The sequence below is a fragment of the Mycobacterium colombiense genome (assembly GCF_001672755.1).
GTDB classification, from domain to species: domain Bacteria; phylum Actinomycetota; class Actinomycetes; order Mycobacteriales; family Mycobacteriaceae; genus Mycobacterium; species Mycobacterium colombiense_C.
Genome location: NZ_LZKI01000157.1, coordinates 1 through 908 on the forward strand (window position 1 = coordinate 1; position 908 = coordinate 908).

Here is a 908-nt window from a genome sequence, read left to right on the forward strand (position 1 = left end):
CTTGAGGTGCTGTTCGAGGAGCTGGCGGAGTTGACCGGTCAGCGCAACGCGATTGATGGGCGCATCGTGGAGATCGTGGCCGAGATCGATCGCGACGAGCTCTGTGGAATCACGGGTGCGCGGTCGGTGCCGGCGCTGGTGGCCTGGAAGACCGGCTGCTCGCCGGCCAACGCCCACACGATCACCGCCATCGCGAGCCGGCTGGAGGAGTTGCCGCGCTGCGCGGCGGGCATGCGGGAGGGCCGGCTGTCGCTGGATCAGCTCGGGGTGATCGCGGCCCGGGCGGGCGAGGGTTCTGATGAGCATTACGCAGAGCTTGCAGCGGTTGCGACGGTTAACCAGCTGCGCACCGCGGTCAAGCTGGAGCCGCGACCCGAACCCGATCCCCGGCCGGATGCGTCTGAACCGCAGGCCTCGATCACCAAGACCTCCGACGACGAGGGCAGCTGTTGGCGGATCAAACTTTCGCACCCCGATGCGGCCAAGTTCGACGCGGCGTTGGCATCTCATCGTGATGCGCTGATCGCCGAGTGGAAGCGCGATCGCGACATGGGCGACCGCGCCTTCGATCAGCTGCCGCCGTTGCCGGGCACTGTCGAGGCGTTCATGCACCTGGTCGAGGCCGGGTGGGACGCCGAGGCGGCCCGCCGCCCCCACGGGCAGCAGACCACCGTGGTGGTGCATGTCGACGTTGAAAAGCGCGCCGCAGCGCTGCATCTGGGTCCGCTGCTGACCGACGCCGAACGGCGATACCTGACCTGTGATGCCACCTGTGAAGTCTGGTTCGAACGCCACGACCAGGTCATCGGTGCCGGCCGGGCGACCCGGCTGATCAACCGGCGGCTTCGCCGCGCGCTGGAGCATCGCGACCGCACGTGCGCGGTTCCGGGCTGTGGCGCCACCCGCGG

General features: G+C 69.1%; 1 protein-coding gene. It reads left to right on the plus strand.

The genetic code is table 11. The annotated features are described in order from the left end of the window. Positions 1 to 908, plus strand: a 908-nt coding sequence (locus tag A5708_RS21075) for a 13E12 repeat family protein (protein ID WP_231117970.1), incomplete at both ends; no start/stop codon positions are given.